This is a genomic window from Kaistella sp. (genome assembly GCF_049588135.1).
GTDB lineage: Bacteria > Bacteroidota > Bacteroidia > Flavobacteriales > Weeksellaceae > Kaistella.
The window spans coordinates 1-12,007 of sequence record NZ_JBAVFG010000161.1 but is presented as its reverse complement, the minus strand read 5'-3'; the positions used below and the strand labels follow the sequence as shown (position 1 = coordinate 12,007).

General features: G+C 32.8%; 15 protein-coding genes. 10 read left to right on the top strand and 5 right to left on the bottom strand.

What is annotated here, in order from left to right:
* Positions 1-14: 14 nt before the first annotated feature.
* The 3 genes from WBY99_RS09105 to WBY99_RS09095 all read right to left on the bottom strand — a co-directional run bounded on the left by WBY99_RS09105 (position 15) and on the right by WBY99_RS09095 (position 2,959).
* A complete protein-coding gene (locus WBY99_RS09105) occupies positions 15-263 on the bottom strand; it encodes a type II toxin-antitoxin system ParD family antitoxin (protein ID WP_423976016.1) in 249 nt (82 codons plus the stop codon).
* Positions 264-445: 182 nt separating this feature from the next.
* A complete protein-coding gene (locus tag WBY99_RS09100; RefSeq protein WP_423976015.1) occupies positions 446-1,081 on the bottom strand; it encodes a hypothetical protein in 636 nt (211 codons plus the stop codon).
* Between the two features lie 78 nt (positions 1,082-1,159).
* Complete coding sequence (locus WBY99_RS09095) at positions 1,160-2,959, bottom strand: ABC transporter ATP-binding protein (RefSeq protein WP_423976014.1); 1,800 nt, start codon at positions 2,957-2,959, stop codon at positions 1,160-1,162.
* A gap of 273 nt (positions 2,960-3,232) precedes the next feature.
* On the opposite strand from WBY99_RS09095, the gene WBY99_RS09090 reads away from it, so the two are divergent.
* The 10 genes from WBY99_RS09090 to WBY99_RS09045 all read left to right on the top strand — a co-directional run bounded on the left by WBY99_RS09090 (position 3,233) and on the right by WBY99_RS09045 (position 11,126).
* Positions 3,233-3,886 (top strand): CoA transferase subunit B, encoded by a 654-nt coding sequence (locus tag WBY99_RS09090; RefSeq protein ID WP_423976013.1) that lies wholly within the window; start codon positions 3,233-3,235, stop codon positions 3,884-3,886.
* Between the two features lie 252 nt (positions 3,887-4,138).
* Positions 4,139-4,495 carry a cupin domain-containing protein gene (locus WBY99_RS09085; protein WP_423976012.1) on the top strand — a complete coding sequence of 119 codons (357 nt, stop codon included), beginning with the start codon at positions 4,139-4,141 and terminating at the stop codon, positions 4,493-4,495.
* 271 nt (positions 4,496-4,766) lie between these two features.
* On the top strand, positions 4,767-5,303 hold the full coding sequence (locus WBY99_RS09080; RefSeq protein ID WP_423976011.1) for a C40 family peptidase: 537 nt from the start codon (positions 4,767-4,769) through the stop codon (positions 5,301-5,303).
* A 40-nt stretch (positions 5,304-5,343) separates the two neighbouring features.
* A complete protein-coding gene (locus WBY99_RS09075; RefSeq protein ID WP_423976010.1) occupies positions 5,344-6,153 on the top strand; it encodes a 2,3,4,5-tetrahydropyridine-2,6-dicarboxylate N-succinyltransferase in 810 nt (269 codons plus the stop codon).
* A 19-nt stretch (positions 6,154-6,172) separates the two neighbouring features.
* Positions 6,173-7,342, top strand: coding sequence for a glycosyltransferase family 87 protein (locus WBY99_RS09070; protein WP_423976009.1), 1,170 nt, complete (start codon positions 6,173-6,175; stop codon positions 7,340-7,342).
* A 13-nt stretch (positions 7,343-7,355) separates the two neighbouring features.
* Entirely contained in the window at positions 7,356-8,285 is a 930-nt protein-coding gene (locus WBY99_RS09065) for a glycosyltransferase family 2 protein (RefSeq protein WP_423976008.1), read from the top strand.
* Positions 8,286-8,287: 2 nt separating this feature from the next.
* A complete protein-coding gene (locus WBY99_RS09060; protein WP_423976007.1) occupies positions 8,288-9,064 on the top strand; it encodes a polysaccharide deacetylase family protein in 777 nt (258 codons plus the stop codon).
* Complete coding sequence (locus tag WBY99_RS09055) at positions 9,061-10,155, top strand: glycosyltransferase family 4 protein (protein WP_423976006.1); 1,095 nt, start codon at positions 9,061-9,063, stop codon at positions 10,153-10,155. Before WBY99_RS09060 ends, WBY99_RS09055 begins: the two co-directional genes overlap by 4 nt.
* A gap of 63 nt (positions 10,156-10,218) precedes the next feature.
* A complete protein-coding gene (gene parS / locus WBY99_RS09050; RefSeq protein WP_423976005.1) occupies positions 10,219-10,677 on the top strand; it encodes a type II RES/Xre toxin-antitoxin system antitoxin in 459 nt (152 codons plus the stop codon).
* A complete protein-coding gene (locus tag WBY99_RS09045; protein WP_423976004.1) occupies positions 10,674-11,126 on the top strand; it encodes an RES family NAD+ phosphorylase in 453 nt (150 codons plus the stop codon). The genes parS and WBY99_RS09045 overlap by 4 nt, the downstream gene beginning before the upstream one ends.
* A gap of 64 nt (positions 11,127-11,190) precedes the next feature.
* Here WBY99_RS09045 and rplT read toward each other — a convergent pair whose 3' ends face one another.
* The gene (gene rplT, locus WBY99_RS09040) at positions 11,191-11,535 is read right to left on the bottom strand and encodes a 50S ribosomal protein L20 (RefSeq protein ID WP_423976003.1); all 345 of its coding nucleotides are present in this window, start codon (positions 11,533-11,535) and stop codon (positions 11,191-11,193) included.
* A 117-nt stretch (positions 11,536-11,652) separates the two neighbouring features.
* Positions 11,653-11,850, bottom strand: coding sequence for a 50S ribosomal protein L35 (rpmI, locus tag WBY99_RS09035; RefSeq protein WP_012782450.1), 198 nt, complete (start codon positions 11,848-11,850; stop codon positions 11,653-11,655).
* Positions 11,851-12,007: the final 157 nt, after the last annotated feature.

Genomic DNA, 12,007 nt, shown 5'->3' with positions numbered 1-12,007 from the left:
GATTTTGTATTTCATTATTCAGCAGCATGTTTTTCATGAAGATTTTGCAGAAAAGATTCCCGATTAAAATTTTCTAAAAAACCAGATTTTTCGCCTTTTTTTAATTCTTTAATCAATTCAGATTTCTTGGTTTCTTCGTGTTCAAACAATCGCAAAGCGGTTCTTACCACTTCACTTGCCGAGGAAAATTTCCCCGATTTAATTTGCTGACTGATAAACTGATCGAAATAATCGCCCAATAAAATGGAGGTATTTTTTGCCATCACTTTTAATTTATAATCAAAGATACCAATTGTTGGTATTTATTCAAAGTTTTTATAATGCGATTTTTCAAGGCGAAAAATTTGAAAAAAGAATTGAACAGAGAACGGTGAGAAAGCGAGATTGAAATTTTCTATTTATCAACCAACTTTGCCAAAGTTTCGACGTTTTGGCAAGGTTTTTATCAACGAATTATTAAACCATAATATCCATCAAATTTCTCTACAATTTTTCCATTTTCGGCATTTATTTTTATTACCTCAGTATTTCCTGCAGGTTTATTTGCAAAATTTTTGTATTCATTTAATTTATTGATAATCATATAAACATATGCATTTTGGTTTTTATCAAAAAATAGTTCAGGATTTTCAATTTTTATTCCTTCCTTTATGAAGTTTTCAATGGCAATATTGTAAGCGACTTCTTTGGGAATAAAATTAGACCTTTCATTTTTTCTCAAAAATTCAGGAATAAATTCCAATGAAACAGGTTCTATCAAATTTAGATTTTTATCAAGTTTTATCCAAGTACCACCTTTTACACCTTCTATTTTTGGGTATTTAAAAGAATACAAAACCCAAATTTCAGTTACATTATTTTTAATCTTTTTATTAGTTATAAACTTTCCTGTTCGCTCATATATTCCTTTCGAATACTTATAATATGACCCATCAGAAAATTTAAAAAAAGGAAATAAATTAGATTTGGTGTTTTGTAATAAAATACTGTCAGAAACTTTTAAAATATTAGAAGTTTTTAAATTTTGAGCATTTCCTAAAATGGAAAAGAAGGCAAATAATATTTTAAATTTTAATTTCATATTCTATCACAATTTTCATGGACGATTTCAGATAACTTCAAATATACACAATTACATTAAAATTTTTACGTGAAAATTCTAAACACTCCTCCCAACTTTCCTTTCCCCAATTTGCTGTCTCCACATCGCATAATACAAACCTTTTTCATCCAACAAATTCTCGTGAGAACCGGTTTCGATAACTTGTCCTTTTTCCAAAACATAAATTCGGTCGGCGTGCATAATTGTAGATAATCGGTGGGCGATGAGAACGGTGATTTGCTCTTTTTCTTTCGAAACTTCTTTGATTGTGGAAGTGATTTCTTCTTCCGTAATGCTGTCTAAAGCGGAAGTTGCTTCATCAAAAATAAGCAAATGTGGTTTTCTGAGCAAAGCTCTTGCAATGGCAATTCTTTGTTTTTCGCCACCGCTTAATTTGAATCCACCTTCGCCGATTACGGTTTCTATTCCTTTTTCAGCTCTTTGGATTAAGGCAGTACAACTCGATTTTTTCAAAGCCAATTGTACATCTTCTTCCGTCGCTTCGGGATTTACGAACAAGAGATTTTCTTTAATTGTTCCTGCAAAAAGTTGCGTGTCTTGCGTTACAAACCCGATTTGATTTCTCAGTTCATCGAAATCAAATTCATTTCCATTGATATTATTGTAGAAAATTGTCCCTTCTTTCGGACGATACAATCCGACCAAAAGTTTCACCAACGTACTTTTTCCCGAACCGCTTGGTCCAACAAAAGCAATGGTTTCGCCATTTTTAACTTCAAAAGAAATATTATTTAAAGCTTTATATGACGCAGATCGATGTTGAAACGAAACGTGGTTAAATGCCAATTTTTCGATGGAGCCAATTTGTTTTGGCGTTTGTGGTTTTTCTTCCGCAGGTTTTTTCATCAATTGATCGAAATTATTCAAAGAAGCTTGTGCTTCACGGTAAGAAATAATGATGTTTCCGATTTCCTGCATCGGTCCGAAAATAAAGAATCCGTAAAACATTAATGATAAATATTGTCCCGGAGTCACAATATTTTTAAAAATAAGAAACAATAAAGTAAAGGTGATCATCTGTTGCAGAAAATTCACCATCGTTCCTTGAATAAAACTTAAAGAACGAATGCTTTTTACTTTTCTGAGTTCCAAACCTAAAATCTTGTAAGTATTGCTATTCAAACGTTTAACTTCTTGTTTTGTTAAACCTAAACTTTTTACAATTTCGATATTTCGTAAACTTTCCGTTGTGCTTCCTGCCAAACTATTGGTTTCGGCTACGATTGTTTTTTGAATGTTTTTAATTCTTTTACTCAGTAAATTGGTGATGAAAGAAATGATGAAAATCCCAACCACATAAACCGGCATAATCGACCAATGCAAGCGAATTGCATAAACAGAAACGAAAATAATACTCACCAAAATTCCGAAAAATATATTGATGAAATTGGTGATAAATTTCACCGAATCTTCCCGAACTTTAGTTAAAATCGATAAAGTTTCACCACTTCTTTGGTCTTCAAATTCTTGGTAAGGTAATGCCATTGAATGTTGCAAGCCGTCTGTGAAAATATTTGCGCCAAATTTTTGGGTGATCACATTTACCACATAATCTTGAAAAGCTTTCGCAATTCGGCTCACCATCGCGGTTCCGATTAATAATCCTAAAAAATAAAATACGCCGTGGTAAAGATCAGTTCCATAAAAATATTGGTCTAAGTTTCTGGGCAATAATTTTTCTTTATCAAAAAAATTAGGATGAGTAACCAACTGATCGAGAATATTCCCCGTAATTGCTGGTCCAAATAAAGAGAAAACCTGATTGATGGTGGCTAAAAGTAAAGAAAAAACGAGCAGCCATTTATGAGGTTTTAAATAATATAATAAGGTTTTCATTGAAAAATTTTTGTTAAAATAATGGGGCAAAAATACTGATATAAATTCGATTGTTATTGATAATAATTTGATTTGCTTGATAGAATTGTTGTATTGATAAATAATAATAAATTGAACCATTAAGATATTAAGAAAATTAAGACAGCTGAATATTCTTAATATCTTAATGGTTCAAAAATTATTGCAAATTAACTTTGTGATTTTGTGGGTAAAAAGAATTATAATTTTCATAGTTTTTATAAATTGAGTAAATTGCAATCAAAGTTATTTACAATGCTCACAAAAGAACAAATCGCCCAAAGAATTTCAAAAGAAGTAAAAGATAGATATTACGTCAACCTCGGAATCGGAATCCCGACTTTGGTTGCAAACTACGTCCCACAGAATCTTTCAGTAGAATTTCAAAGTGAAAACGGCGTTCTCGGAATGGGACCTTTTCCTTTTGAAGGCGAAGAAGATCCCGATTTAATTAATGCCGGAAAACAAACGATTACGACGCTTCCAGGAGCATCTTTTTTCGATTCTGCTTTCAGTTTCGGAATGATTAGAAGCAAAAAAGTAGATTTAACGATTCTTGGAGCAATGGAAGTTTCAGAAAACGGCGACATTGCCAACTGGAAAATCCCGGGAAAAATGGTGAAAGGAATGGGCGGCGCGATGGATTTGGTGGCTTCTGCCGAAAATATTATCGTTGCAATGATGCACGTAAACAAAGCTGGCGAAAGTAAAATTCTAAAAAAATGTACTTTGCCATTAACAGGAGTTGGTTGCGTGAAAAAGGTAGTGACCGAAATGGCAGTTTTAGAAGTTACGCCCAATGGTTTCAAACTTTTGGAAAGAGCACCGGGAGTTTCTGTAGAAGAAATTATAAAATCTACCGAAGCCGATTTAATCATTGAAGGCGAAATTCCTGAAATGCAGTTTTAAACCAAATCAAATCTTTATATTAAATCCTTTTCAATTTTTTTTTGAAAAGGATTGTTTTGTTTTAACCGCAAAAGTTTTAAATACCAAAATTAAATTTTTCTTACTTTAAAATTTCCTTCAAAAACATCAAAGTATGATTCCAAGCACGTTTTGCCATGATTGGGTTATTCAAAATTATTTTCATCTTCAATCGTTCAATCTGAAAGGAAAAAAAATAATTTGTAATTTTGAATGACTTTTAAAATCATCTTTATGTCAAAATATAGAATTCAAAAATCACCTTTCGTCGTGCCAACAACCGACGGAAAAGTCATCGAAGAAATTTGGGGGAATTCAACAGGAAATCCTAATGTTTCCATTGCGCACATGATTGCGCCGCCCAATTGGAGCGAGCCATTTCAAACGCCCGAATTCGATGAATTTACTTATATTATTAAAGGAAAAAAGCAATTTGAAATTGATGGCGAAATTGTTATTTTAGAAACCGGACAAAGCATTTTGATTGAAAAAGGAGCGAGAGTTCGTTATAGCAATCCGTTTGATGAGCCTTGCGATTATTTGGCAATTTGTTTGCCAGCTTTTTCAATGGATTTGGTGAATCGGGAATGATTTTGAAATATTAAAAGGCTATTTAAAAATAAAAAAATATCCTTAAATCACAAAGCACAAAAGAAAAACTAAAAAGGAAAACCTCTAAAAGAGCAAAAAAGATAGTATTTTCCTTTTTTTTTTGAACTTTTGGAAAACTTAAAATTTTATTGTTTTTGTGTCTTTTACGTTTATTAAAATACTTTACATTCTCTTAGTACAAACGAAGATCTTTAAAATTCGCTCAAATGAAAATAATTTTACTATTTTTGAAAATCATGCTATTTTAAAAATGAAAAACTTATTATTTGCAGTTATTGCGCTACTTTTTGTTGTTTCTTGTGGAGCATCAAAATCTGTTACCAACAAAAGCGTTTCTTCCAAATCTGTCACCAGAACTTCCGATCTTAAAAAATTAGAATCTAATTTTTCTGGAAAAATAAATTCAGATGTTAAAGAAATTTTAAAAGATGCAGAAAAATATCTCGGTACTCCCTATAAATACGCAGGAAATTCCTCTTCTGGTTTCGATTGTTCTGGTCTGGTTTGTAAAGTATTCGATGAAAATAACACCAAACTTCCGCGCCGTTCCGAAGATCAATCAAATGCTGGAAAACATATAACTATTAAAGAAACAAAACCTGGTGACTTGCTGTTTTTTGCAACAGCTGGCGGAAGTAAAGTTACGCATGTAGGAATTGTACATAATATAAGAGGCGATGGCGAAGTGACATTTATTCATGCTTCTACTTCAAAAGGCGTGATTATTTCCTCACTCAACGAAAGATATTGGAACAATGCTTACCTTTTTGCAAGAAGAGTTTTGTAAATTTGCCTTTATTCAAAAATTATAAATTCAAAAATAAAATATGTTACAACAAACCATCGAAAATATTTGGGACAACCGTGAATTGTTACAAAATGAAGACAGTCAAAAAGCAATTCGCGAAGTGATTCGTCAATTAGATTTGGGCGAACTTCGTGTTGCTGAACCTACTGAAAATGGTTGGAAAGTAAACGAATGGGTAAAAAAAGCAGTCGTGATGTATTTCCCAATTCAAAAAATGGAAACCATTGAAGTTGGACCGTTTGAATTCCATGATAAAATTCCTCTGAAAAGAGGGTATGCCGAAAAAGGAGTTCGTGTAGTTCCACACGCTGTTGCACGTGAGGGTGCTTATATTGCATCGGGCGTAATTTTGATGCCGTCTTATGTCAACATCGGAGCGTATGTAGATTCTGGAACGATGGTTGATACTTGGGCAACGGTTGGAAGTTGTGCGCAAATCGGAAAGGATGTTCATTTAAGTGGTGGAGTAGGAATTGGTGGCGTTTTAGAACCGCTTCAAGCAGCTCCAGTTATTATTGAAGATAATGTTTTCGTTGGTTCAAGATGCATCGTTGTAGAAGGCGTTCATGTTGAAAGAGAAGCTGTTTTAGGAGCAAATGTTGTTCTAACCGCATCCACAAAAATTATCGATGTAACTGGCGATATTCCAGTTGAAATTAAAGGAAGAGTTCCTGCTCGTTCTGTTGTGATTCCAGGAAGTTATACCAAACAGTTTCCTGCGGGAGAATTTCAAGTTCCTTGTGCTTTAATCATCGGACAAAGAAAAGAATCTACTGATAAAAAAACTTCTCTTAACGATGCTTTGAGAGAAAATAATGTAGCAGTTTAATTCTAAATTCTACTTAAACTTGAAAGATAAATTCTTAAAATTTATTTCAAATCCCAAATATATTTTTGGGATTTATTTTCTTGTTTCTATTTTATCGGCGATTACAAAATATCGCGGTGGACCAGAAAAGTATAATAATTACATGATTTTCAAAAATGTTTTTGATAATACTTTAGCACAGAAAAACATCTATTTATTGTATCCAGAGGTACATTTTGATTCGAATCATTATGGAATTTTATTCAGCGTATTAATTGCGCCTTTCGCTATTTTACCAGATTGGTTGGGAATTGTTTTATGGAATATTGCCAATACTTTTGTTTTTGTTTTTGCCATTTATAAACTGCCATTCTCTAATCCTAAAAAAGCATTCTTTGCTTGGTTATGTTTGCAGGAGTTCATTACGGCTGCCGTGAGTTTACAGTTTAATATCGCTTTAACAGGATTATTAATGCTTTCTGCAGTTTATATTTACGAACGGAAAGAAATCCAATCAACGATTTCTATTTTAATAGGTTTTTTTGTAAAACTCTATGGAATTGCTGGACTTTCCGCTTTCTTTTTCATTAAGAATAAATGGAAATTCATCCTATCTTTTTTAGGATTCGGTATTTTATTTTTAATATTACCAATGTTACTTTCAAGTCCTCATTTTGGACTTCAATCGTATGCAGATTGGTTTCAGTCTTTGTCGGAGAAAAATACTGCGAATCAGGTTTTAGGAAACAGACAGGACTATTCTTTGATGGGAATTGTAAGACGGATTTCCGGGCATGCCGATATTTCTAACTTGGTTTTCCTCTTTCCGGGAATGGCAATTTTTACATTGCCCTATTTAAGAATAAAACAATATAAAAATCTTCCTTTTCAGATGATGATTTTGGCTTCAACACTTTTATTTATCGTTCTTTTCAGTTCGGGTTCAGAATCGCCAACTTTTATTATTGCAGTTGCTGGAGTAATGATTTGGTTCATTATTCAAAAAGAGAAATCGCCATTAATAGTTGGTTTATTAATCTTCGTGATGATTTTAACCTGTTTCTCATTTTCGGATTTATTTCCTAAATTCATTAAGGATAATTATATTATGAAATATTCCTTAAAAGCACTACCTTGTTGCATTGTTTGGTTCCGTATTATTTACGAATTGTTGACCAAAGATTTCGAAAAAGATTATCAATTAGACTAAATAAATTAAAGCAGTGAAGAAGATTTCCATCGTCATTCCCGCTCATAATGAAGAAAACAATGTCGCTTTGATTCACCAAAGAATCAAAGACGTTTTCTCGAAACTCGAAAATTATCGTTTCGAAATTATTTTTGTAAATGATGGAAGTCGAGATCAAACTCAAAAGAAATTAGAAGATTTATCAAACCACTTTGAAGAAGTAAAGTTTATAGAATTTTCTCGAAATTTCGGTCATCAACCTGCCGTAAAAGCGGGAATGGATTACGCTAACGGAAACGCAGTAATTTCTATGGATGCCGATTTGCAACATCCACCAGAACTGATTCCAGAATTAATTGAAAAGTGGGAAGAAGGTTTTGACATCGTATATACCATTCGAACTTACCCAAAACAAATCTCCGCATTTAAAAGAAAAACATCGACTGTTTTTTACCATTTGCTATCCAGTATTTCCGACGTAAATCTGGTAAAAGGAGGGGGTTCAGATTTTCGTTTAATGGACGCTTCCGTAGTTGATGTAGTGCGTGAAATGAATGAAGCCGATATTTTCCTGCGTGGGTTATCGACTTGGGTGGGTTTTCGTCAGGCTGGTGTTCCTTACGTTGCAGCAGAAAGGGCATCAGGAGAAAGCAGTTATCATCTTAGTAAAATGATTCGTTTTGCATTTACTGGGATTACGGCATTTAGTGTGAAACCACTTTACATAGCTGCATATTTGGGCTTTATTTTTTCAGTTTTATCCGTTTTCGGATATTTAATTTATATCATTCATTCTTTTATGACCAAAACCGAAATTTCTGGTTGGGCCTCTTTAATTATGACCGTGGTTTTTTTTGGCGGTTTGCAATTAATAATTATGGGAATCATCGGAATTTATTTAGGTAAAATTTTCAAACAAGTTAAAGAAAGACCCAATTATATTATTCGTTCCAAAAATTTTTAAAAATGGTTTTACTGAGTTTTGATATTGAAGAATTTGATATGCCATTCGAATACAAAGGTAATATCTCCTTTGAAGAACAGCTTTCTATTTCAAGAAAAGGATTGCAGAATATTTTAGAACTTCTAAAAAAGCATGGTGCAAAAGCCACTTTTTTTTCTACCGTTGTTTTTGCTGAAAATAATAAAGATTTAATTGTACAACTTTTAGAAGAAGGTCACGAGCTCGCTTCTCACACTTGGTTTCATTCAAAATTTGAAATTGAAGATTTAAAAAAATCTCGCGAAAAACTCAGTGAACTTTTTAATACTGATGTCACGGGTTTGCGAATGCCCAGAATGATGAAAGTGGATGAGAAAGAAGTTGAGAAAGCCGGCTACTCTTATAATTCATCGGTAAACCCAACCTTTCTCCCCGGAAGATATAACAATCTTAAAGTGTCCCGAACCTATTTTAATGAAGGTGAAGTTTTGCAAATTCCGGCTTCTGTTTCTCCGAATTTTAGGGTTCCTTTATTTTGGTTGAGCTTCCACAATTTTCCGTTCAGTTTCTATAAAAAACTGGCAAAAGATGTTTTGAAGAAGGATAATTATCTGAATGTATATTTCCATCCGTGGGAGTTTGCAGAGATCAAGGACGAAAAATTTAAACTTCCAGCTTTTACCACCAAAAATTCCGGAAAGGAAATGGTGGAAAATTTTGATCAGTTTTTATTTTGGTTAAAAAATTCAGGCTATCAGTTCGGAACATTTCAAGAATTTCAAAAAAATATTCTATCATGAAAATTGCTTTTGATGGAAAACGTTTCTTTAATAACAGTTCGGGTTTAGGTAACTATTCCCGTGATTTGGTTCGGATTTTAGCAACCTATTTTCCAGAAAATCAATATGTGCTTTTTAATGAAAGTCCGTCTGAAAAAGGAAAAGATATATTAAGCTTATCCAATGTTTCTTTTGTTGAAACTTCGAAAGGAACGATGTCGCGACAATTGAAGATGGGGAAAGATGCACAGAAAATCGATGCAGATATTTTCCATGGACTTTCTGGCGAGTTGCCTTTGAAATGGGCAGGCAAATCGATTAAAAAAGTAGTCACCATTCATGATTTAATTTTCATGAGATTTCCGCAGTATTATTCTTTTTTCGACCGAATAATTCATTTCTGGAAGTTTAAAAAAGCGGCAGTGCATGCTGATGTGATTATTGCTATTTCCGAACAGACCAAAAGAGATATTATTAAACTTTTAAAAGTTCCGGAAGAGAAAATTAGAGTTATTTATCAAGGTTGTCATTGCGCTTTTAAGGAAAATCAAAGTGAAGACTTTCTGACTTCTGTCAAAGGAAAATATCATTTACCCCAAAGATTCATTCTGAATGTTGGGACGATTGAAGAGCGTAAAAATCTTTTAAATATTGTGAGAGGCATCAATGGAACTGAAATTCCATTAGTCGTTATTGGTAAAAAAACAAAATATTTTAATAAAGTTCAAAAATACCTCAAGAAAAATAAATTAGAAAATCAAGTTCAATTCCTGGAAAGTGTTTCAATGGAAGAACTGGCTGCGATTTATAAGCTTGCGGATATTTTCGTTTATCCCAGTTTTTTTGAAGGTTTTGGAATTCCGATTATTGAAGCGCTTTACTCTCAGACTCCTGTAATTGCAAGTAATACAAGTTCGCTCCCAGAAGCTGGTGGGGAATATTCGTTATATATTGATCCATTGAATTCTAATGATTTAAAATCTAAAATTCTTTTCCTTTGGAATAATGAAGCTGACAGGAAACGCCGTTCTGATAAAGGTTTACAGTTTGTCCAAAAATTTAATGATGAAAAAATTGCCGAAAATTTAATGATGGTTTATAAAAAACTTTAAGAAAATAGACAAAAGTCTTTTGTATAAGGACAAAAGTCGTATCTTTGGGTAAAGAATTTAAAGATGAAAAAATATAAAACTTCCAAAGAAACAACAAACACCGTGAACGAACCTATTGCATTGTATGGTTACAAAAATTATGATGATGCAGGTGTTTTTAATTTAATAGATATTGTAAATAAAGGTTTAGATTTTAAAACTTTTTTTAATATTTCACAGAAATTTACTTTTACGATGCAAGATTGGGCTGGTTTTCTTCATATCTCAGGCAAAACCCTATCTCGCTATCAAAATGAAGAAAAATCCTTTGATACTCCACAATCCGAAAGAATTTTGCAAATAGAAATGCTCCATTCTAGAGGGCAAGAAGTTTTTGGCGATGCCAATAATTTTTCTATTTGGCTAAATTCAGAAAGTGTCGCTTTAGGAAATACCATTCCGAAAGATTTGCTTACTACAACTTTTGGTATTAATCTTTTGATGGATGAGCTCACACGAATTGAACATGGTGTTTTGGCATGATTGTTTATCGGCTTTCAAAAAGGATATATGCACAGGATCTTTCGGGGAAAGGTGCTGAATTAGTGGGTGGAAGATGGAATAGCAAAGGAAATGCGATGCTTTATACTGCACAATCGATTGCACTTTGTGTTACAGAAATTGCGGTTCACACGCCTTTAGGAATTATTCCGAAGGATTATCAACTGGTTCATATTGAAATTCCCGAAGATTCTGTCTTCGAATTAAAAAAATTGCCATTTCATTGGAAAACATTTCCACATTTGAATTCTACACAAGAGATTGGAGATACATTTTTAAAAGCCAACAAATTTTTGATCATGAAAGTTCCTTCAGCAGCGGTTCAAGGCGATTTTAATTATGCGATTAATCCTTTTCATAAAGAAGCTGGAAAAATCAAAATTATTAAAATAGAGAGTTTTAATTTCGATGAGAGAATTTTTGTAAGATAATGTCACAAAAAATCTCACCCTTTAAAAGAGTGAGATTAATAATTGATAACAAATAATTCTACATTTATTTTACTTGATCAACGATTGCTTTGAAGGCTTCAGGGTGATTCATTGCTAAATCAGCTAAAACTTTTCTGTTCAATTCGATGTTGTTCGTTTTAAGAGCGCCCATAAATTGGGAGTAAGACATCCCGTGTTCTCTTGCACCAGCGTTGATACGCATGATCCATAAGCTTCTGAAATTTCTTTTCTTTTCTTTTCTACCGCGGTAAGCATATTGCATTGCTTTTTGTACGGCGTTTTTTGCAACTGTCCAAACGTTCTTTCTTCTACCGAAATAACCTTTGGCCAATTTAATAACTTTTTTTCTGCGAGCTCTAGAAGCTACTGCATTTACTGATCTTGGCATAATTAAATTTGTTTTTTTGAAAAGGGCGGTAAATTATTTCATTACACTTTTTTGCGCCGTTTCAGGGTTAAATTTTCTGAATTTTTTAATTCTTATAAACCGGTTGATTTATAAAAACTATCTTAAAGCTAATTGACGTAAAACGCTCTTTTTGTCCACTTCTGCAACATAAGAAGTTTGCGTAAGATTTCTCTTTTGCTTCGTTTCTTTTTTGGTCAAGATGTGGCTTTTGAAAGCACCTTTTCTTTTAATCTTTCCGGTTCCGGTAAGCTTAAAACGCTTCTTAGCACCTGATTTAGTTTTTAATTTTGGCATTTTTGCTTAATTTTATCTATTTGTTATCAATGTCTTTTTGCAATGTGAAGCTATCTCTACAGAATTTCTCACATTTTCAGACTGCAAAAGTACGAAATTTCGGTCAATTAAAAAAGAGAATCACTTTAATTATTTTTGATATTGTATTGATTTAATC